17 protein-coding genes are annotated in these 19,437 nt (G+C 72.7%); 9 read left to right on the top strand and 8 right to left on the bottom strand.

The features are described from left to right. From C1A33_RS21825 to C1A33_RS21805, 5 genes are all read right to left on the bottom strand, one after another. Positions 1-602: toll/interleukin-1 receptor domain-containing protein (locus tag C1A33_RS21825; protein ID WP_133150779.1), on the bottom strand; the 602-nt coding region annotated here is incomplete at its 3' end. 152 nt (positions 603-754) lie between these two features. Continuing rightward, positions 755-925, bottom strand: a complete 171-nt coding sequence (locus tag C1A33_RS35920) for a hypothetical protein (protein WP_207770433.1) — start codon at positions 923-925, stop codon at positions 755-757. A 45-nt stretch (positions 926-970) separates the two neighbouring features. After that, a complete protein-coding gene (locus C1A33_RS36905; RefSeq protein ID WP_243407802.1) occupies positions 971-2,551 on the bottom strand; it encodes a TIR domain-containing protein in 1,581 nt (526 codons plus the stop codon). 152 nt (positions 2,552-2,703) lie between these two features. Further along, positions 2,704-5,157, bottom strand: coding sequence for a WD40 repeat domain-containing protein (locus tag C1A33_RS21810; RefSeq protein ID WP_133150778.1), 2,454 nt, complete (start codon positions 5,155-5,157; stop codon positions 2,704-2,706). 5 nt (positions 5,158-5,162) lie between these two features. Further along, a complete protein-coding gene (locus C1A33_RS21805; RefSeq protein ID WP_101833248.1) occupies positions 5,163-5,360 on the bottom strand; it encodes a hypothetical protein in 198 nt (65 codons plus the stop codon). 479 nt (positions 5,361-5,839) lie between these two features. Between C1A33_RS21805 and C1A33_RS34310 the strand changes: the two genes are divergently transcribed. Continuing rightward, positions 5,840-6,193, top strand: coding sequence for a hypothetical protein (locus C1A33_RS34310; RefSeq protein ID WP_133150777.1), 354 nt, complete (start codon positions 5,840-5,842; stop codon positions 6,191-6,193). 71 nt (positions 6,194-6,264) lie between these two features. Here the strand turns inward: C1A33_RS34310 and C1A33_RS21800 are convergent, their stop codons facing one another. From C1A33_RS21800 to C1A33_RS21790, 3 genes are all read right to left on the bottom strand, one after another. Beyond that, positions 6,265-7,641 carry an RNA polymerase sigma factor gene (locus C1A33_RS21800; RefSeq protein ID WP_207770432.1) on the bottom strand — a complete coding sequence of 459 codons (1,377 nt, stop codon included), beginning with the start codon at positions 7,639-7,641 and terminating at the stop codon, positions 6,265-6,267. Continuing rightward, positions 7,641-8,060 carry a YciI family protein gene (locus C1A33_RS21795; RefSeq protein WP_101833247.1) on the bottom strand — a complete coding sequence of 140 codons (420 nt, stop codon included), beginning with the start codon at positions 8,058-8,060 and terminating at the stop codon, positions 7,641-7,643. The genes C1A33_RS21800 and C1A33_RS21795 overlap by 1 nt, the downstream gene beginning before the upstream one ends. A 213-nt stretch (positions 8,061-8,273) precedes the next feature. After that, positions 8,274-9,014 carry an SDR family NAD(P)-dependent oxidoreductase gene (locus C1A33_RS21790; protein ID WP_101833246.1) on the bottom strand — a complete coding sequence of 247 codons (741 nt, stop codon included), beginning with the start codon at positions 9,012-9,014 and terminating at the stop codon, positions 8,274-8,276. A 107-nt stretch (positions 9,015-9,121) separates the two neighbouring features. Between C1A33_RS21790 and C1A33_RS21785 the strand changes: the two genes are divergently transcribed. From C1A33_RS21785 to C1A33_RS21750, 8 genes are all read left to right on the top strand, one after another. After that, entirely contained in the window at positions 9,122-9,673 is a 552-nt protein-coding gene (locus tag C1A33_RS21785; protein WP_165818522.1) for a MarR family winged helix-turn-helix transcriptional regulator, read from the top strand. 30 nt (positions 9,674-9,703) lie between these two features. Next, complete coding sequence (locus C1A33_RS21780) at positions 9,704-10,555, top strand: DUF72 domain-containing protein (RefSeq protein WP_101833244.1); 852 nt, start codon at positions 9,704-9,706, stop codon at positions 10,553-10,555. Positions 10,556-10,837: 282 nt separating this feature from the next. Beyond that, the gene (locus tag C1A33_RS21775; RefSeq protein WP_243407801.1) at positions 10,838-12,658 is read left to right on the top strand and encodes a VIT1/CCC1 transporter family protein; all 1,821 of its coding nucleotides are present in this window, start codon (positions 10,838-10,840) and stop codon (positions 12,656-12,658) included. A 276-nt stretch (positions 12,659-12,934) separates the two neighbouring features. Beyond that, positions 12,935-13,813: an SDR family oxidoreductase gene (locus tag C1A33_RS21770; RefSeq protein ID WP_101833243.1), complete on the top strand. Its 879-nt coding sequence runs from the start codon at positions 12,935-12,937 to the stop codon at positions 13,811-13,813. Positions 13,814-14,030: 217 nt separating this feature from the next. Next, positions 14,031-14,948, top strand: coding sequence for an IclR family transcriptional regulator (locus C1A33_RS21765; protein WP_133150776.1), 918 nt, complete (start codon positions 14,031-14,033; stop codon positions 14,946-14,948). Positions 14,949-15,516: 568 nt separating this feature from the next. Next, positions 15,517-16,272, top strand: a complete 756-nt coding sequence (locus C1A33_RS21760; protein WP_480014662.1) for an SDR family NAD(P)-dependent oxidoreductase — start codon at positions 15,517-15,519, stop codon at positions 16,270-16,272. Between the two features lie 59 nt (positions 16,273-16,331). Further along, positions 16,332-17,618: an acyl-CoA dehydrogenase family protein gene (locus C1A33_RS21755; protein ID WP_101833240.1), complete on the top strand. Its 1,287-nt coding sequence runs from the start codon at positions 16,332-16,334 to the stop codon at positions 17,616-17,618. Positions 17,619-17,771: 153 nt separating this feature from the next. After that, positions 17,772-19,322, top strand: a complete 1,551-nt coding sequence (locus C1A33_RS21750; RefSeq protein ID WP_101833239.1) for a rhodanese-like domain-containing protein — start codon at positions 17,772-17,774, stop codon at positions 19,320-19,322. Positions 19,323-19,437: the final 115 nt, after the last annotated feature.

Raw genomic sequence — 19,437 nt, 5'->3', positions numbered from 1 at the left:
CGTTGGCGGGTGAGGGTGTCCTCGAGGCTTCGTCGATCTTGTGGGGTGGGGGAAGTGTCGGTGGGCTCAGGGTCGGCGGTGGGGAACGCTGGTACGTGGGCTGGTGCGTTGAGCCTGTGTACGGGGAAGTCGGGTGGGGTGGTGGGTTTCGCGCGTCCGGTAAGGGCGTGGCGGACATGGTCGAGGAGGTGCGGCCCGGCCGTGTCGGGGTTGTGGTGGAACAGGTCGATGGAGACGACGCCGCCGAGCAGTCCGGGTCGTGGGCAGTCTTCGACCCGGACGGGGAGGAGTTTGCGGCCGAAGCCGTGGGGGTCGGCGGCTTGGGCGGCCTGCCATTCGCTCTGTCCGTATACCGAGGTCAGGTAGGCGGCGGAGAGCACGGCGACGGTGCGCTGTGAGTGTTGGACGCCTTGTTGCATGCGGATCTGCCAGTTGGAGCCGGCGACGAAGTCCCAGGCTTGGACCAGAACCCGGTAGCCGGCTTCCTCAAGCTGCCAGGAGATCCACTCCGCCCACTCGCGGTCCGCCCGGGTGTAGGAGACGAAGAAATCCCAGCCCTCCCCGCCGTTGTTGGTGCTGTAGGTGCTGCCCCCGCCGGTCACCAATCCAGTGTGTCACTGGCACACACCGCGGCAGACCCGCCCATGACGACACTACGGCGACAGAAAGTCTGTGATGGCCGTCACGGTGTACTTTGCTTTGCGCGACGAGTCGCAAGAGAGGACTCGTGCACCGGTGGAGTCGTGATCGGTGCTCAGGAGTCGGCCGGTACCCAAACAAGGACGGCGTGGTCGTAGCTGGCGCTGGCGAGCAGAGTGGTGCCGTCGGGCTGGGACAGCATGGCCAGGGCGCGCACCGGTCCGGTGTGGCCGGGGGTGAGGATGGGGCCGTGTGGCTGGCCGCTGGTCGGACCCCACAGCCGCACCGTGGCGTCGCTGCCGGCCTAGACCTCGACCCTCGGGTCTGCGGCTTACAGTGCTCGACCACTGGCGGACACCAACCCCATCACAGACGGAACTGGTGCAGCCCCATTAGCGGTTTTCCCTATGGAACCCGGGCAGCAGCGTCTGGACCAGCGCGTCCGTCTCGGCTTCGGCCCGGCCACCCCGGCGCGAGCTGCCGGTACTGATCGAGCGGTACATCTCCGTGACCACTGCTTCCAGTATCCCCGTCGGTCGCCTCGGGCGGCGACCGTGCGCAGGAGGTCCCGCCAGAGCACCTCCGAGGTGGGTACGGCCCGAAGCCCAGTCCGATTGGCAGCCATGGCGGTCATCGTGTCCCCGGAACCGAGGGCCAGACCGGCGAGCCGATGGGCCACGTCCACGACGCCGGCCCGGGTGCTGCGCGCGATCGGCCCGGTGGTCGCCCACCGGTACCGGTCCGCGGGAATGTTGGTCCACAGCGGGCCGCTGACCATCCTCAGCGCCGTGGTGAGATCCGCCTCGGTGTCGCTGCCGACCAGGTCGGCCCGATGGCTGTAGGCGACGAACAACTCCCAGTCGCAGCGCACCTCGGCGCTGAGCCGCCACTGTCCCTGTGGGTCCGCGGCGAGCCTGGGTCGCCCCTCGCTGTCGACACCCAGCCAGCGCCCCGCCCGTTCCAACGCGGTCTGGACGGGATCGCGGTCTCCCGAATCCGTACCTGTGAACGTGATCTCCTGGGCGAGCTGTTGATGCTGCGCACCCTCCCGGTGCAGGGCGAGGTAGACGACGAGCTCGGTGAGCAGATCGAGGTCGCTTCCCGGCTGCCGGCCCGGTGCTTCGACGGTGGGAGTGCCGAAGACCCGCACATGGGCCTCACCGGTGGCCTTGGGCGTGTCCGGCTGGGCCGTGTCGCGCCCAGCGGTGCCGGCCGCGGCCGTCTCGGTGGCGGGGCGGGACATACGTGCGGTGACTGGTCGGCCGGCAGCCCGCGGTGAATCATCCGGGATCGTCGAGTCCCTGTCCCTGTTGGTCGGCGGCCTCGCCGTTGACCGCATGGTCGTCCCGGTCGGGCCGCTGGAAGCATCGGCGGACTGAGGTCCATCGACGGGGAAGGCTGGCGCATGGATATGCGTATTAGCTCGGCGTGCGGGGAAGTCGGGTGGATCGGTGGGTTTGGCGCGCCCGGTGAGCGCGTGCAGGACGTGGTTGAGAAGGTGTCCGCTGGCCTGGTCGGGGTCGTGGTCGAACAGGTCGATGGAGACGACGGCGCCGAGAAGCCCCGGTCGCGGGCAGTCCTCCACCCGGACGGGGAGGAGTTTGCGGCCGAAGCCTTGGGGGTCTGCGGCCTGGGCGGCCTGCCATTCGGCCCGGCCATAGACCGAGGCCAGGTAGGCGTTGGAGAGTATTGCGACGGTGCGTTGTGCGTGTTCTACGCCCTGATGCATGCGGATCTGCCAGTTCGAGCCCGGAACGAAGTCCCAGGCTTGGACGAGCACGCGGTAGCCAGCTTCTTCGAGCTGCCAGGAGATCCACTCCGCCCATGGGCGATCCACGGCCGTGTAGGAGACGAAGAAGTCCCAGCCCTCCCCGCCGTTGTCCGCGCTGTGCGTGATGCCCCCGACGGTCATCGGATCAGTGTTTCACCGACGCGGAGCGCAGCACACCCGCCCGTACTGACGTCCGTACGACCGGCGGGTTGTGGTCCAGATCACGGTGCACCTTGCTTTGTACGACGAGGCGCGAGAAAAGACTCGTACACCGGCAACGTCCTGACTGACGATCACTCAAAATCCGGTGCCCAGACGAGGATGGTTCGGTCGTTGCCTGCGCTGGCGAGCAGGGTGGGTCTGTCGGGCAGGGGCAGGACGGCGAGGGCGCGGACCCAGTCGGTGTGGCCGGTGAGGGTGGGGCCGGGCTGTCCGGTGGCCGGGTCCCACAGTCGCACGGTGTGGTCTGCGCTGGCGCTGGCGAGCAGGGTGCGTCCGTCGGGCAGGGGCAGGACGGCGAGGGCGGTCACCCAGCCGGTGTGGCCGGTGAGGGTGAGGCCGGCCTGTCCGGTGGCCGGATCCCACAGCCGCACGGTGTGGTCGTTGCCTGCGCTGGCGAGCAGGGTGGGTCCGTCGGGCAGGGGCAGGATGGCCAAGGCGCGGACCCAGTCGGTGTGGCCGGTGAGGGTGGGGCCGGCCTGTCCGGTGGCCGGGTCCCACAGCCGCACGGTGTGATCGTCGCTGGCGCTGGCGAGCAGGGTGGGTCCGTCGGGCAGGGGCAGGACGGCCAGAGCATTCACCGGAGCGGTGTGGCCGGTGAGGGTGGGGCCGGGCTGTCCGGTGGCCGGGTTCCACAGCCGCACGGTGTGGTCGTTGCCTGCGCTGGCGAGCAGGGTAGGTCCGTCGGGCAGGGACAGGACGGCCAGGGCAGTCACCGTGCCGGTGTGGCCGGTGAGGCAGGGAACGGGCTGTCCGGTGGCGGGATCCCATAGCTGCACCGTGTGGTCGTTACCTGCGCTGGCGAGCAGGGTGCGTCCGTCGGGCAGGGACAGGACGGCCAGGGCGAGCACTGTGCTGGTGTGTAGGGCGAGGGTGCGATGGGTGGTGCCGGTCCACATGGCTGTGTGAATAGTCCACGGGCGTGGGGTGTGATGGGCGGCGTTGTCGGCGAGGGTGGTGGCGCGGGTCTTGCGCGCCCAGATATGTAGCCACCAAGTGGGTGCGTCCTCGGGGTAGCGGTTGATGTCGTCAAGGGCTTGTTCATAGGCGTCGACGGCTGCGGTGCCAGCGGGTGTGGTGAGGCGGTGTCGGTGACGCAGGATGCCGTCTGGCTGGCATGCCAGCAGGAACTCAGGATCCTGGACCAGGTCGTCGAGGCGCCCGGCGTAGGCGGCGTGATGAGGTAGGTGGGTGCGGGTGTAATCGTCGGTCCAGGCGCGACGGGCGGGGTCGCCGGCTGGGATGAAGTGATCGGTGAGTGTGCTGTGGGCGGTGAGGATCGCGTAGTGGAGTTCGTCGCCGAGGCCACCGTCGTCGTGGTCAACCTGTGTCCTGGTGGGGGTGAACAGGTCGCGGAGGCTTTGGTGGCGCATGGTGTAGGTCCGTGGCCAGGGCCGTGTGACATCGAGGAACGCCCGGAGATCACCTTCCAGCCAGGCGGCGACGTCGTCGCGGTCGACACAGGCCAGCTCGGCGAGTTCGGTAGCGGTGGCGGGGCGTTGGAGAGCGGCGATTAGCGCGAGGGTGGGCCGGCGGAGGCGCTTCCAGTGGTGGTCCACGGCCCATCGCTCACGGATCTGTTGCATGTAGTAAGTGCGGAGTCCGACTGGAAGGGAGGCGACGTCAGTGGGGGAGCGGCGTCCGGCGCGTATGTCGGCGAGGACGTATTGCAGGTAGAGCCAGACTCCGGCACACCGGTCAAGCAGGGTGGCGGTGAACGCTGCCGAGGTGATCTGTTGCTCGTCCAGCAGCCGAACGAGCTGTGAGTCCGGGTGGGGGCCGGTGAGGAGCCTGGTCAGGTAGTCGTGCATGTCCTGCCGGTTGCTGGCATCGTCGACGTTAAGGGTGAACCAGCCCTGGGAGCCATCCTGAAAGCGATCCAGGGGTGGGCCGAGCCGGCTTGTCGCCACCACGAACACGCCGGGGGGAAGGCTGTCCGGGGCGGGTAACCCGAGTGGCACGCCGGTGTCCATACCGGGGGGGTCGGGTTCGGCTTCGTCGAGTCCGTCGACGACGAGAACTAGCGGCGCGCCGGGAGAAAAGGTGTCGCGTTGGCGGGCTGCTGCCCGGAGGACTTTACCGAGCCAGTCAGGACGTGCTGCCCCGATGGGGAAAGTATCGTCGGGAGCGAACTGGCCCGCTAGATCCCAGGCACCGATCAGCTGCGCGGCCAGGTTCTTGCGTGCTTCTACAGGTATGCGTGCACCCGCGCCAACGCGGGTGAAGTGGTAGGCGCAGGGCCGTGTCCACACCAGATGCGCCGCCAGCGCGCTTTTGCCGACGCCGGCTTCTCCGCGGATCAGGGTGTAGCCGCGGTCGTGGGTGGCGATGTACTGGTCGATTTTGCCGATGAAGTCAGTCCGGCCTTGGAAGCGGGCGACGTCGAGTTGGTCGGCCAGCTCCTCCACATCGAAGATTGCGTCGGCCAGGCGATCGAAACTACCCTGCACCACCCGGATGGTGACCGGCCCGCCGATCGTCAGGTCTCGGCCCGCGCCGATCGCCCCAGGCCCGAGACTCCACGTCACCGCGCTCACGAGCCGGAAGGACCACCCGTGCTACCTGGACGGGTCTGCACGTCCCCGCCGATCTCCATGTCCCGGCCGGAGGCGACCGCGCCCGGGCCGAGCTGCCAGCCCGGGCCCGCAGCCGGAGGCGGATCGGCCGGTGTCTCCAGCCCGGTCGAGGTCGATACTCCGCCGAGGATCTTCAGGTCCTGGCCGGAGAACACCCCTCCCCTACCGATGTGCACACGGTCTGGTGGGCCTGCCGAGTTGGCGGGAGGGGGGGCTGATGGGGGGCTATCGGTGGTCCGCCACGTCGTCCATGCGGTCACAACACCGCCGATCACAAGAGCGGCGCCCAGGCAGACCCACGCCCATCGGCTTCCGGCGAGATTCCCGCCCGCCGCGCCAGCTGCGCCGGCCATCACGAACGTCACCCCGCCACCCGCCGTGGCGACCCATCGACGTGACATCCCCACCCCCGTATGCCACTTCTGGTGGAAGATCGTACGTGGCCTGATCGTAACCCTGAGCAGCAGCTACCCGGAGACCTTGCCGCTACTGGGGCAAACGGGTGCCGGATGTAACGCGCGTCACGGTGTACTTTGCTTTGCGCGACGAGGCGCGAGAGTAGGCATCGGGGGATGCGGCCGGTACACGGGGAAGTGTCGGGTGGTGCGGCGGGTTTGGCACGTCCGGTGAGTGCGTGGCGGACGTGGTGGAGCAGATGCTGGCTGGCCTGGTGGGCGTCCCACCGGAACAGGTATATGGCACCGAGCAGGGCGGAGGTGCTCGCGGCGCTGGCGAGGTTCGCGGTGATCGTGAGGGTGTCGTTGCCGCCGACGCGGGTCTGTGGGGTGAGAAGGTGGCGGTGGCGCCGGCGGGTAGTCCGGTGACGCTGAGGTCGACGGGAGCGCCGTGCAGGCGGCGGCTGGCGTCGAAGGTGATGGTGGTGCTCACCTGGCTGCCGGGCTGGATGGTCGCGGCGGTGGTGGACGTCGCATCGTGCTCTCCCCTCTCTCGCCGACGCCCACGGGGTAGGCGGGCGCGGCTCAACTGATGCCTTTCCGTGGTCGTGACCTGGCCGTGCCGCCACCCCGAGACGCTTCTGGGACGGCAATGGCCAGGCGGCTACGACGGGCCGGCAGCCTTGCGGTCGAGGACGGCGCGTTCGCGGGTGTTGCGGCACAGGGCGGCGGCGCGGGCGAACTCGGCGCGGGCCTGGGTGGTGCGGCCGAGGCGGGCGAGGAGTTCGGCGCGGACGCTGGGCAACAGGTGGGAGTTGGACAGGTGGCCGGCGGCGGCCAGGGCGTCGACGATCTCCAGGGCGGGCAGCGGTCCGACGGCCATCGCGACGGCCACGGCCCGGTTCAGCTCGACGATCGGGGACGGAGCGATCCGGCCGAGCGCCTCGTAGAGCAGCACCACCCGCTCCCAGTCGGTCTCGGCGACCGACGGCGCCACCGCGTGGCAGGCCGCGATCGCCGCCTGCAGGCCGTAGGGCCCGAGGCCCCGCCCGAGCGCGCCGGCCCGGTCCAGCGCCGCGCGCCCGCGGCGGATCGCCGAGCGGTCCCAGCGGCGGCGGTCCTGGTGCTCCAACAGGATCGCCTCACCGTCCGGGCCGGTGCGGGCGGGGAAGCGGGCCGCCGTCAGTTCGCACAGGGCGAGCAGGCCATGGATCTCCGGCTCGGACGGCAGCAGGGCGGCGAGCGTCCGGGCCAGCCGGATCGCCTCGTGCGCGAGGTCGGCGCGCAGCAGATCGTCGCCGGACGTCGCGGTCGAACCCTCCGTGAAGATCACGTAGAGCACGCTCAGGACGCCGCCGAGACGTTCCCGCCGCGCCGCCGCGGCCGGCGGCTCGAAGGGGACGCCGGCCGCGGCGATCGTCTTCTTCGCCCGGGTGATCCGCGCCTGCACGGTCGGCACCGGGACGAGGAACGCCCGGGCGATCTCCTCGCTGGTCAGGCCGCCGACGGCACGCAGGGTCAGGGCGACGCGGGCCTCCGGCGCGAGCACCGGATGGCACGAGATGAACATGAGCGCCAGCAGGTCGTCGTCGATCCGGTCGGGATCCCACAGCAGGTCGTCCGGTCGCTCCGGCGGGAGATGCGCACCGGAGGTCGCCTGGCCCTCGGCGAGCTGGCCGGCGAGGGCAGCGTGCCGCTCGTCGAGGGCCGAGCGGCGGCGGAACCCGTCGATCGCCCGGCGCCGTGCGGTCGCGAGCAGCCATCCCACCGGGTTCGCCGGCGTGCCGTCGCGGGCCCAGGAGACGAGCGCCTCGGCGACCGCTTCCTGGGCCACGTCCTCGGCGAGTTCGAGGTCACGCGTGTAGCGGGCGAGCGCGCCGACGATGCGTGCCGACTCGATCCGCCACACCGCCTCCACCGCCCGCCGCGCGGCCGAGCCGTTCCTGGCCGCCGCGGTGTCCAGCCCAGCCGCGGTGTCCCGCGCCGTCGCGGCGTCCGCCAGCGGCCCCTCCGAGGACGGGCCGCCGGGCGTCGGGACCATCAGAGCTGGCCGGTCCGCTCGCGCCAGGCCCGCTCCTTGATGATCCACTCGTTGTCCTGCGGGAACTCGTCGATGGTGGGCACCCGGCGGATCTCGCACTTGGAGCCGCGGACCGCCGGCATCCGCCGGGCCCACTCGACCGCCTCCTCCTTGGAGGCGACCTCCAACAGGTAGAAGCCGCCGAACAGCTCCTTCGTCTCGCCGTACGGCCCGTCGGTGACCACCGGCGTCTCGCTCCCGAAGTCGACGACGACGCCCTGCCCGGGGTCGTCGAGCCCCTCGGCGGCGACGAGCACGCCGGCGCGGATCAGCTCCTCGTTGAACCGGCCCACCACTTCGAGCATCTCCTCGAACGGCGTCGACATCATCTCCGCCATCGACTCGTCCGTCCCGCGCATGATCAGCATGAACTTCGGCATCGCGGTGTTCTCCCTGGTCGTGGGCCCGTGTCCGGACCCTCTCACCACAGGGTCGAACGGGACACCCGCACATCGACACGGCGGCGGCACCTTTTTCACGGCGGATGTCGACCTTCACGGCGGATGTCGACCTGCGGCTCCCGCGGGGCGAACGGCGCACGGACCCGCCGCGGGGAGCCGGCATGGCTGCGGCGCCACGGTCGCGGGGTGGCCTCAGCCGGCCGAGCGGCCGCCGTCGACGACCCAGATCTGGCCGGTGACGTGGCTGGCCTGGCTGTCGTCGGCGAGGAACGCCGCGACGTTCGCGATCTCCTCGGGGGTGCCGAGACGTCCCTGCGGGATGCGGCCCTCGAGCATCCGCATCAGGTCCGGCGTTGCCTCGTCGAGGATGGCGGTGCGGGTCGTCCCGGGCGCGACGGCGTTGACCCGGATGTTGCGCTGCGCGTACTCCAGCGCGGCGACCCGGGTCATCATCACCATCGCGCCCTTGGAGGTGATGTACGCCGACGCGGTGGCGGTGGCGCGGAAGCCGCCGATCGACGCGGTGTTGACCACGGCGCCGCCGCCGCTGGCCAGCATGAGCCGCAGGCCGGCCTGCAGAACCAGGTAGGCGCCGCGGATGTTGACCGCGACGACCCTGTCGAAGGCATCGACCGGGTATTCGTGGATGGGCAGGTTCGGGCCGCCGATCCCGGCGTTGTTCGCGAGGATGTCCAGGCCACCGAACTCGGACCCGATCCATCGCTCCAGGTCGGCGACGTTGGCCTGGTCGGCGACGTCGAGCCGGCGGGCCAGCGCGAGCCCGCCGATCTCCCGTGCGGCCGCGTCCTGCGCCCCGCTGACGTCGGTGAGGATCACCCGGGCGCCGTCAGCGGCGAGGCGGGCGGCGATCGCGCGTCCGATGCCCGAGCCCGCGCCGGTGACGAGAGCGGTCTTGCCGTCGAAGCGTCCCATCTGAGCGTCTCCTGATCTGTGTATGACGGACGCCGGGGCTGCCCGGCAGGGCGGTCGCCCGCGGCGAAGGTTTCCGAGGGAAAACATATAGGCGGTACTGTGTTGATGTGGACGAGGACGGTGCCCCTCAGGAGCTGCGGCACGCCGTCGAGCTGACGGCGCTGCTGAGCTGGCTGGCGGAGCTGTGGTCGTCGCCGACCTACCAGGCGTCGATCCTCGCGGCCATCGGGGCGGACGTCGGCGTCACGGAGGGCCGCGTGCTGTGGCATCTCGGCCAGTACGGCCCGCTGCGGCCGACCATGCTGGCCGAGCGCCTCGAGATCGGCGTGCCCAGCATCAGCAAGGCGGCCGCCAAGCTGCGCCGTCGGGGCCTGGTGGCGGACCGGAGCCCGGCGGGCGACCAGCGGGTGAGACTGCTCTACCTCACCCCGTCGGGCCGGGTGACGGTCGCTCGCATGTACCAGGTGGGTGACGCGGCGGTCCGCGGCATCCTCGCGGGGTGGGAACCGGCCGAGGCCGAGAGGTTCACGGTGGCGATGCGGACGTTCGTCGGCGCCGTGAGTGACTACGCCGCCCGGCTGCGCTCTCGGGCGGGCCTGGCACCCGGCGACGACCGGCCGACGCCCCGTCCCCGCACGGCAGACTCGGACGCGACGTGACGCGCCGTGCGCACGGGGAGGGACCGGGAGATGCGGCTGCACGTGGGGTGCGCGATGTGGAGTCTGCCGTCCTGGCAGGGGCGCTTCCTGCCGCACCGGCTCGCGGCCCACGAGCGGCTGCGGCACTACGCCAGCTGGTGTACGGCCGTGGAGGGCAACACCACCTTCTACGCGACGCCGGCGCGGGCGACCGTCGAGGCGTGGGCGCGCCAGACCGAGCCCGCCTTCCGGTTCGTCCCGAAGCTGCCGAAGATCGTCACCCATGACCGGCGCTTCGTCGACGTCGACGCCGAGCTGCGCGCCTTCTGGGACGCGATCGCCCCGCTCGGCCCGCGCGTCGACGCCGTGTGGATCCAGCTGCCGGCGGCGTTCACGCCCGTCGATGTGCCGGCGCTCGGCCGCTTCCTCGCCGGCCTGCCGGCGGTCCACCGTTACGCCGTCGAGGTGCGCCACCCGGCGTTCTTCACCGACCCACGGGCCGCGGACCTGCTCGAACGGGCGCTGGGGGCAGCGCGCGCCGAGTGGGTTCCCTTCGACACGACCGTCTTCTTCGCGTCCCCGCCGGACAGCGACGCCGAACGCGACGCCTGGGCGAAGAAGCCACGCGTGCCGGCGCGGAACCGCGCGCTCACCGAGCGGCCGATCGTGCGCTACCTCGGCCGCGACGACGTCGAGGCGACGGTCGCGGGCTGGCGGGGCTGGGTCGACGCCGTCGTCGCGTGGCTGCGGGAGGGACGCTCGCCGACGATGTTCGTCCACACGCCCGACAACGCCGACGCCCCGGCGCTCGCCCGCCGCTTCCACGACGAGGTCCGCGCCCGCGTCCCCGCCCTCGACCCACTGCCCGCCCCGATCCCGGCCGCACCGCCGACGCTGTTCTGATCCGGCCGGCGCGCGGTGGCGGTCCTGGGCACGCCACGCCCAAGGGTGCCATGCCTGATCGCCATGACCTGGCGGCGGTCCCCGGCGCCGCCCGGCAACCCTGTGAGCACGTCGTTCGTTGCACCGACAGCGTCTGATCGGTGTTCCTGCGTCACTACGGCGACACAATGATCGTCGAGGGCTCTGTCCTGGAACCGCGAATTGTCCCTAAAATCACCTTTGGTGGGGGGCGGCATCGGCTCCGGCGCGTATGGGAGCCCTGACACAAGGGCGGTTCAATCGATGGCGGTCAGTGATGACCGTGGCTGGCGGGGAACCGCCTCGCCTCCCCGGACCCCGGTTGACCCCTCGGCGGACGGCGCCGCCGGGGAGGAGCCGTACTTCATCATCAACACGCCCAGCGGCCCGATCGCCGTGAGTCGGCCGCTCGCCCCGACGACCAGCTGGGGCCAGGTGCCTGGCGGGTCGGCGCGGGACTGGCCCGACTTCGAGGACGACTTCCCCGCCCAGCCATCGGATCCCCGGCTCACGGCGCTGTTCGACCTGCCCGGGCCGGACGCGGGCGCAGACCCCTTCGACCCCGTCTATCAGGCCGGTCCCGCCGGTCTGTACGACCCGGCTGGTCTGGCGGGGCCATCGGGCTGGGACGCCGCCGGCCCCGGGCCGGGCGGATCCGGGCCGATGCGGGTGAGCCCACCCGATGGGGGCGCCCTGCCGTTCGAGTCCGTACCGCCGTCCACCGGCCAGGGGACGACGGCAGCCGGCCCGGTGGCGCCGCGGCCGAACGCGGCGAATGCGCCCGACCAGGACGACTGGGGCGACGCCGAGTGGGAGGACGACGCCTGGGGTGCCAGCGATCCGTCACCCCGCGGCGGCCGGGCCGCCACGCGCCGCGGCCGCGGGCGCCAGCAGAGCGGCGAGCGTGGTGGCGCTCAGCGTGGTGGCGGCCGGCGCGGCAGAGCGCAGCGTGGCGGTAGTCAGAGCGAGGAGGAACCGCCGCCCGCCGACCGGTACCGCGCCTATCTGGTCTCCGAGCGCGAGTCCGCCGCGATGTACCGGGAGCTCGCCGAGGTCAGCGACGGCTCGCAGGGCGAGGTGCTGCGCCAGCTCGCCGACGTCGAGGACGAGCACGCCGGGCACTGGGAGAGCCAGCTGCGCGCGATGGGCGAGCCCGTTCCCCCCGCCCGCCGCCAGCGCAGGAGCCTGCGGCTGCGGATCGTCATCATGCTGGCCCGCTGGTTCTCGCTGTCCGCGGTGCTGCCGATGCTCGAGGCCGGCGAGCGCGCCAGTGCCGGCCGCTACGACGACGAGGCCAACGCGGCGCCGGGCATGCGCCTGCAGGAACGCCGCCACGCCCGGATGCTGGCCGGGATGTCGGTGCGCCGCGCGTCGCGGGGCGGCATCGGCGACGGCGAGCGATGGCATCACGGCGACCGCTCCGGCGCGCTGCGCGCCGCCGTGTTCGGCGTCAACGACGGGCTGGTCTCCAACGCCTCCCTGGTGCTCGGCTTCGTCGGCTCCGGGGCGTCCAGCCGGGCGATCCTGCTCGCCGGGGTCGCCGGGCTGCTCGCCGGCGCGTTCTCGATGGGCGCGGGCGAGTTTGTGTCCGTGTCCAGCCAGCGCGAGATGTTCGCCGCCGAGATCCGCCTCGAGGAGCAGGAGCTGCGCGACTTCCCCGCGGGCGAGGAACGCGAGCTGGCCCTGCTCTACCAGGCGAAGGGCCTGCCGAAGGAGCAGGCGGAGGAGACCGCCCGCAAGATCATGGAGAATCCGGAGACGGCGCTGGACACCCTCGCCCGCGAGGAACTCGGCCTCGACCCGGACGAGCTCGGCTCACCGTGGGCGACCGCGGCGTCGAGCGCGGCGTCGTTCACCGCCGGCGCGTTCGTCGTCGTGCTGCCGTTCCTCATCGGGTCGGGCACGGGGGCGGCCGTGGTGGCGGTGATCCTCGCCGCCATCGCGCTCGCCGTCGTCGGCGGCGGGCTGAGCCTGCTGGCCGGCGACTCGCCACGCCGCGGCGCCACCCGTCAGCTCGTCGTCGGTGGGCTGGCGGCCGCCGCCGCGTTCGGCATCGGCGGCCTGCTCGGCGTCAACGTCTCCTGATCCCGCACGTCTCCTGATCCTGCACGTCTCCTGATCCTGCACGCCCCGACGGCCGGACGCCCTGACCGACGCGAGTTCTCATCACCCCGGGCTCGCACGGACAGGGCGCCGGCCGAACGGTTGCGGCGCGTCGCGGCGGCCCTGAGCATGTTCCGACGACGGGACCGCCACGGACCGGCTGTCATCACGGTCCCGGTGTCACCGTCCGCGCCGTCCCACCGCCCTCGGCCGCACCGAAGCGACCCGTCGACCGAATTCTGTGAGGAGAGACGCCGTATGCCGATCATCGCCGTCACCGGGGCCACCGGGCACCTCGGCCACCTCGCCGTCGAGCAGCTGCTCGCGTGCGACGTGGCCGCCGGCGACATCGTCGCTGTCGTGCGCACCCCGGCCCGGGCCGACGATCTCGCCGCCCGCGGGGTCCAGGTCCGCCACGGCGACTACGACCGGCCCGACACCCTCGCCGCCGCCCTCGTCGGCGTCGACCGGCTGCTGCTGGTCTCCGGCACTGACCTCGGCCGGCGCACCGGGCAGCACGCCGCCGTCATCGACGCCGCCCGGACCGCGGGGGTGCACCGGATCGGCTACACCAGCGTGCTGCGCGCCGACACCACCGGCAATCCGCTCGCCCCGGAGCACGTCGCCACCGAGCAGGCGCTGCGCGACTCGGACGTGCCGTACACCGTGCTGCGCACCAGCTGGTACACCGAGGTTTACACCGAGCGGCTCGCCGAGTTCCTGCGCACCGGGGAGATCGTCGGCGCCGCCGGCACCGGCCGGATCTCCGCCGCCACCCGGGCCGACTACGCCGCCGCCGCCGTCACCGCCCTGCTGCAGGACACCGACTCCGACACGATCCACGAGCTCGGTGGCCCCGCCTTCACCCTCGACGAGCTCGCCGCGACGATCACCGAGGTCACCGGGCGGACGGTCGTCTACCGCAACCTGCCCGCCGACGAGTACGCCGCCACCCTGACCGGCGCCGGCGTCGACCCGGCGCTCGCGGGCATGCTCGCCGCGATCGACACGTCCATCGCGGCCGGTGAGCTGTACACCGACAGCGACGCGCTCACCCGGCTGGCCCGCCAACCGGCCACCCCGCTCGCCGACGCCGTCCGCGCGGCCGCCCGCGACGCCGCGGCCGTCGTGGACTGAGCCGCGGCGCCGGGAGCGGCGCGGGGGAGCGTCAGCCCAGCGGTCTCCCTACGATCGCGTAGGCGCTGCGACCGCCGGCGGCGAGGGCGCGGGCGAGGGTGAGGCCGCTGGTCCCGGTGACGGGCACAGGCTGGGCACTGTCGTTGGCGGTTCCGTCTCCCACCGGACCGGGTGATCACCACTGGTGACGGTCTCCGCCGATCTCGATACTGGACGGGTGGCGAGAACCGATCCGAACACCGTCCAGTCCGTGCTACGGGCGTCCAGCCTGCTGGACTGCTTCGCGGACGGGCGCCGGGACAGCACGCTGACCGAGCTCGCCGCGGCCACGGGCCTGACCACCAGTACCGCCTACCGCCTGCTGCGCACCCTTACGCAGGCCGGCCTGCTGTGGCGCGAGCCCCACTCGGAGCGCTACCTGCCCGGACCCGCCCTGCTGCGCCTCGCGCGGTCGGTACTGGACACCGGGGACGTCGCCAGCAGCCGGGAGGTGGTGGAGAGCCTCGCGGTGCGGACCGGCCTGCCGGTGTCGGTCGCCGTCCGCGTCGGCGACGGGGTCGAGACCATTCTCGGCGCGGACGGCGACGGCGTCGCCCTGCCCGACCCGCGCACACTGCCGCGTCTCCCGCTGCACGCGACGGCGCTCGGCAAGGTGCTGCTCGCCTACGCCGCGCCCGACCTCGGTGCGGCCGGCGCCGAACCGGGTGCCGCGCCCGGCGACGGCTGGGGCGACGACCGCGGTCCCGGCGACGGCGGGAACGGTGCCGGTCTCGGCGTCGTGAGCGAGGCCGGCCCGGACAGGCTGCCGCGGTTCACGGCGGCGACGATCGCGTCGCGCGCGGATCTCGCCGTGGACCTCTCGCGCGTCCTCGACCGGGCCTACGCCGTCGAGGACCTCGAGTACACGTCGGATCGGCGTGGCGTCGCGGTGCCGGTCCGCGGTGACGACGGGCGGGTGGTGGCCGCGCTCGGCGTGGTGGGCGCGGCCGATGTCCTGCCGCTGGCGGCGGTCCGCCGCACGGGGCTGGAGCTGGCGGCGGCCGCCGGTGCGCTGGGTCTGCCGCGTTCGCTCGTGGGGCGGGCCCGCGCCGAGGAGGTCACCGCCGCGGTGCCGCCGCCGCACGTGCCACGCTAAGCCGACCAGATCAGTGGTGTTTGCCGCATCGCGGGAAATGCCTCTTTACCTGCGTCGGGGCGGCGGGTAGCGTGTGCCGCGAAGAAGGAGGAACCGGTGTTCGTCGACTGCGGCTTCGCGGGGAGCGACTGCCGCCGCGCCCACAGGGGGGCGCCGCGGCCGGTCGGCCGTGCGCTGCTTCTCACCCGACGGCGCGATGTCGACCTCATGCGTAACAGCGGAGCGGTCTGTCCCTAGCGCGCTGATTCCGAGGCGGCGTTCCGGGCGGCAGAACCCGGCTGGCCCGCCGAATCCAGCGTGATTCCTCTCGGTCGCCATCCATATCCGGAGGCGACCCCGGCCGGGTGATTCCGGTCCCGGTCGGGACCTTTCCGCGTCCACATCGGGCGCGTCACTCTCCTGTTCCGGCACCGGGCGTCCTGGAAAACATCCGCGCGCCTGCGCCGCTGATTCCCGCGCGTAGGCGCCGGCGGTCCGAAACACGCCGCTGTTCCACGCTGCCTCGACCATCTCAGGCTGCCCAGAAAGAGGGACCATGGACCTCGGCCTCACCGACAGACGCGCCATTGTGACGGGTGCGAGCCAGGGAATAGGACTGGCCGTCGCGCACGCGCTGGCGGCGGAGGGCGTCGACCTCGTCCTGGCCGCGCGCTCAGCCGACCGGCTGCGCCGCGCCGCCGACGAGGTGGCACAGCGCCACGGCCGCGTCGTCCACGCCGTGCCGACCGACACCGGCGTCGACGAGTCCGTCCGCGCGCTCGTCGACGAGACGGTCGCGCGGCTCGGCGGCGTCGACATCCTCGTCAACAACGCGTCGAACCAGACGGCGGGCTACCCGTTCCCGCCGCTGGCCGACACCACGGACGAGGCGTTCTGGGCGGACGTGAACGTCAAGGTCGTCGGCTATCTGCGGACCAGCCGGGCGGTCGCTCCCCACCTCGTCGCCCAGGGCTGGGGCCGCATCATCAACATCAGTGGTCTGGGCGCGCGGCAGACCCATTCGATCGTCCGCACGATCCGCAACGTCAGCGTGGCCGCCCTGACGAAGAACCTCGCCGACGAACTCGGCCCGCATGGTGTGAACGTGACGGTCGTCCACCCCGGGCCCACCCGTACGGAGACCAACGCGGCCCTGCTCGCCGCGGTGGCGGCGACCGGCGCCACCGACCAGGCGGGGCGGACGACGGCAACCTCCATCGGCCGGATCGTCGAGGCCCACGAGGTCGCCGACGTGGTCGCCTTCCTCGCCTCGCCCCGCAGCGTCAGCATCACCGGCGACGCGATCGCCGCCGGCGGTGGCCTGCCCGGCGCCGTCTACTACTAGATCGCCGTGACGATGACCAGCGCGATCCCTCCCACCAACGCCCACTCGGGGAGCAGGCCATGACGCTCATCGACGCCCGTGACCCGTCCGCCGCCGGCGCCTCCGCCGCCGGCGCCTGGGTCACCGGCTCCGCCGGCGCCGATGTCGACGGGCCGGTGACGCCCGGGTCCGCCGCGCTGCGCGCGCTGCTCGCCGAACTGGCCCACGGGGAGGCGGACCGTGAGCGCGACGGCCGAGCGCCGCATGAGCAGTTCGCCCTGATCCGCCGGGCCCGGCTGGGTGCCCTGCGGGTGCCCGCCGAGCGGGGAGGCGGCGGCGCGTCGATCCGCGAACTGTTCGAGACCGTGCTCGACCTGGGGGCGGCGGACCCGAACATCGCGCAGAGCCTGCGCAACCACTTCCTGATCGTGGAGGCGAGGGTGCGGGTGTCGGCCGGCGGCGCGGCGGATCCGCTGCTGGACAGGGTCGTCGCCGGCACCCTGCTCGGCGCCGCGTCGTCCGAGCCGGGCACGCCGGACGTCGGCCAGCGCGCGCAGGACCACGCGACGACGGTGACCCCCGACGGCGACGGGCACCGGCTGGACGGGACCAAGGTCTACAGCACGGGTAACCTCTATGCCGACCTGCTCCTGGTCACCGCCGGTACACCCGACGGAACCACGGCGCAGGTGCTCGTCCCGGCCGACCGCGACGGGATCCTCCACGAGGACGACTGGGACGGCATCGGCCAGCGTCTCACCGGCAGCGGCACGACCCGGTTCGCCGGCGTCCGGGTGCTTCCGGAGGAGTTCCTGGCCGGGCAGGAGGCGTGGCCGGAGGGTGGCTCGGCCTATCCGGCGACCTATCCCCAGCTGTGGCTCACGGCGATCGTCGCCGGCATTGTTCGCCGGGTCGCCGGCGACGCGGCGGCCCTGGTCCGGGAACGGTCGCGGACCTTTTATCACGCGCCGGCGCGCCGCCCGGTGGACGACCCGATCCTGCAGGAGACCGTCGGCTACATCGCGAGCGCCGCCTATGCGGCCGAGGCGCTGGTACGGGACGCGGCGGCGGCTCTCGACGCGTCGTTCACCGCCGTTCTCGCCGGGGTGGAAAATCCCGATCTGGACGCCGCCGCGGCACTGAAGGCCGCACAGGCCAAGGTGGTCGTCGACGACCTGGCGCAGCGCGCCGCGACGGCCCTGTTCGACGCGGGCGGTGCCTCCGCCGTGCGCCGGGCGGCCCAGTTCGACCGGCACTGGCGCAACATCCGTACCCTCGCCTCCCACAACCCCCGCGCCTACAAGGCGATGTGGATAGGCGCGCACACGATCAACGGAACACCGCTGCCCGACGGCTCCTATTTCTAGGCCGCCATCCGCCGCCTTTTCCCCGCCCCTGTTTCCCCTTTCCTTCGTGACCCTTCGTTCGCCCTGAGGAGCCTGGACATGGCCGACCCGGCCGTCGCGACCGTCACCGCCCCCGAGTTGCACGCCCTGGTCGGCGGCTAGGCGGAGTACGCGCTGATCGATGTGCGGGAGGCGCGCGTCACCGCGGAGCGTGGGTCGATCCTGCTCGGGGTGTCGGTGCCGCGCAGCGTTCTCGAGACGCGGATCGACGCGCTCGTCCCCCGGCGGTCGACGCCGGTCGTCGTGTACGACGGCGGCGAGGAGGGGGAGACCCTGGCCGCGCGCGCCGCCCGCCGCCTCACCGAACTCGGGTACACCGACGTCCGCACCCTCGACGGCGGCCTGCGCGCCTGGGCGGACGCCGGCCACAAGGTGCACCTCGGCGGCACCCACGTGGTCGGCCAGTCCTTCGGTGAGTTCGTCGAGGACGTCCACGGGACCCCGCACGTCACCGTCGCCGAGCTGCGCGCCGCCCAGGCCCGCGGCGAGGACGTGGTCATCCTCGACAGCCGGCCGACCGAGGAGTTCGTCGTTCACAGCCTGCCCGGCGGCACCTCCATCCCCGGCGCCGAGCTCGTCTACCGGGCGGACGAGGTCGTCTCCTCACCGGACACGCTGGTCGTCGTGAACTGCGCCGGGCGCACCCGCAGCATCCTCGGCGCGCAGACCCTGATCAACGCCGGTCTGCCGAACCGGGTGGTCGCCCTGGCGGGCGGCACCCAGTCCTGGATCCTCGAGGGCCACACCCTCGAGCACGGCACGGTCTCCGCCGCCCCGCCGCCGTCGCCGGCGGCCCTCGACAGGGCCCGCGCCCGCGCCCGGGGGGTCGCCGAGCGCTTCGGGGTCCGCGCGATCGACGGGGCGACGCTCCGCCAGTTCCGCGAGGAGCGCGAGCGGCGCTCGCTGTACCTGCTCGACGTCCGCACTCCCGAGGAGTTCACCGCGGGACACCTGCCCGGGTCGCGGTCGGCGCCGAGCTGGGAGGTCGCCCCGTGGATCTTCCGGTTCGCCGGCACCCACCATGCGCGGATCGTGCTGCTCGACGATCCCGACCTGGTGCGGGCGACGGTGACCGCGTCGTGGCTGGAGCAGCTCGGGTGGGGCGAGGTGTTCGTGACGAGCATCGCCGAGGCCGGCGGGGAGCGCGCGACCGGTCCCGACGTGCCGACCGTCCTCGGTCTGACCGACGTCCCGTCCACCGATCCGCTCGCGCTGCGAGACGCCCTCGCCTCGGCCACGCCTCCCGTCGTCGTCGACCTGGCGCCGAGCCCCGACTACGGCGCGGGGCACATCCCCGGCGCGGTCTTCGCGATTCGCGCCCGGCTGGCCGACAGCGCGGCGGACCTGCCCGGCGCCGGAGCCATCACGCTGACCTCCCCCGACGGGGTGCTCGCCCGACTCGCCGTGCGCGACCTCACGGCGGCCACCGACCGGCCGGTCACCGCCCTGGCCGGGGGAACCGCGGCCTGGGTCGACGCCGGGCTTGCGCTCGCCACGGGGGAGGAGCGCCTCCTGCACCCAGCCGACGACGCGGTCCCGCACGGCTGGCGCGAGACCGACCCCGAGCGCCAGAAGGAGGGATTTCGCCGTTACCTGGCCTGGGAGCTGGGCCTTGTCGCCGAACTGCGCCAGGACGACACCGTCCCCTTCCGGCGCTTCCGGTAGCCCCCGCCGCCGATCCCCGCCGGACGAACCCGCTCGCCCGCGGCGCAGCCGCACGACAGGCCAGCAGCCGCACGACAGGCCAGCAGCCCACCGCGACCGCCGCCACCCGGACCGC

The organism is Frankia canadensis, assembly GCF_900197875.1.
Classification (GTDB): domain Bacteria; phylum Actinomycetota; class Actinomycetes; order Frankiales; family Frankiaceae; genus Frankia; species Frankia canadensis.
This window is presented reverse-complemented; position numbering and strand designations above follow the sequence as displayed.

Bases quoted from the DNA above. Each gene is read 5' to 3' on its own strand.
- C1A33_RS36905 (WP_243407802.1), bottom strand. From the start codon at position 2,551: ATGACCGTCGGGGGCATCACGCACAGCGCGGACAACGGCGGGGAGGGC.
- C1A33_RS21800 (WP_207770432.1), bottom strand. From the start codon at position 7,641: ATGGTCCCGACGCCCGGCGGCCCGTCCTCGGAGGGGCCGCTGGCGGAC.
- C1A33_RS21795 (WP_101833247.1), bottom strand. From the start codon at position 8,060: ATGCCGAAGTTCATGCTGATCATGCGCGGGACGGACGAGTCGATGGCG.
- C1A33_RS21790 (WP_101833246.1), bottom strand. From the start codon at position 9,014: ATGGGACGCTTCGACGGCAAGACCGCTCTCGTCACCGGCGCGGGCTCG.
- C1A33_RS21780 (WP_101833244.1), top strand. From the start codon at position 9,704: ATGCGGCTGCACGTGGGGTGCGCGATGTGGAGTCTGCCGTCCTGGCAG.
- C1A33_RS21775 (WP_243407801.1), top strand. From the start codon at position 10,838: ATGGCGGTCAGTGATGACCGTGGCTGGCGGGGAACCGCCTCGCCTCCC.
- C1A33_RS21770 (WP_101833243.1), top strand. From the start codon at position 12,935: ATGCCGATCATCGCCGTCACCGGGGCCACCGGGCACCTCGGCCACCTC.
- C1A33_RS21755 (WP_101833240.1), top strand. From the start codon at position 16,332: ATGACGCTCATCGACGCCCGTGACCCGTCCGCCGCCGGCGCCTCCGCC.